This window comes from Campylobacter sp. BCW_6466, from assembly GCF_001762835.1.
Lineage (GTDB): Bacteria > Campylobacterota > Campylobacteria > Campylobacterales > Campylobacteraceae > Campylobacter_D > Campylobacter_D jejuni.
This window is the reverse complement of the sequence record NZ_MJXO01000020.1, coordinates 1-1,058: the sequence shown is the minus strand read 5'-3', so window position 1 is coordinate 1,058 and position 1,058 is coordinate 1. Positions and strand designations below refer to the sequence as shown.

The 1,058-nt window shown below is 34.4% G+C and carries 1 pseudogene; it reads right to left on the bottom strand.

Annotated elements, in window-relative coordinates:
• Positions 1-1,058 (bottom strand): annotated as a pseudogene (locus tag AJ887_RS10125) (hypothetical protein); the annotation flags it as partial.

Here is a 1,058-nt window from a genome sequence, read left to right as displayed (position 1 = left end):
CCTGCTTCTATAGTTCCTTTATTTGTAAGGGTTTCTATCTTGTTGCCATCACCTATGAAGATAGCATTGCCGTTTTGATTTTTGATTAGGCCTGTGTTTTCAAAATTTTTAATAGTGGAGCTTGTTTGAAGCCAACTTTGAATGAATATTGCTCCTGATAATTGTTTGGCTCCAGATGTTCCTTCTATAGTACCACTGTTTTTAAAATTATCTATAGTAGTGCTTGATATATTTATACCTACTCTTCCTGAAAGAATACCTGAGTTATCAAAATTTGTTATAGTAGAAGCTTGAAGATTTACTCCGACGCTTGCATAAGAAGCCCCGTTAACCCCTCCTGGATCTGTTTTTCCATCACCTTTTACAGTTCCGCTATTGATAAATGTTTGGATTGTAGAGTCACTAATATACATTCCATGATTTACCCAATTGTTTGCCTCTTGACTACTACTTTGAATAGTGCCGCTATTTTTAAGAGTTTGTACATTAGTATGAGTAAACTGGACAGCTTCTTTATTTGTTGAACTTATAACTCCAGTATTGTTAAAATTATTAATCGTGGATTTATTATCGGCAAGACCTTGGAAAAAAACTCCTTTATCGCTTGAAGCTATAGTTCCACTGTTATTAAACTGATCCACAGTGAGAGTTCCCTGACCTCCCCAAACTCCCATATAAATTTGACCATTAACTTGACCTGTATTTTCAAAAGTATTGACAGTGATGGTTCCTTTAAATTGTTGTCGATAATTCTCTACGCTTACTTTACCATTAATGGTTCCATGATTGGTAAGATTAGTAAGAGTAAGAGTATCACTGTTGCTAGCATGGACATAAATGACTTTGTCATTACCAGTTAAAGTTCCGGTTTTTTCAATTGTTATAGAATGAGGACCATTTCCATTAACTTCTATTGTGTTAGTTTGTGAATTGCTTACAGTCGTATCAATTCTAGCTTCAGGACTATACATACTTATTGCTGATCTAGCTTTAAGATTTTTATTTGCTTCATCATAAGTTTTTATTTCAGGAGCAAGTGTAGCATTTGCACAACTAGC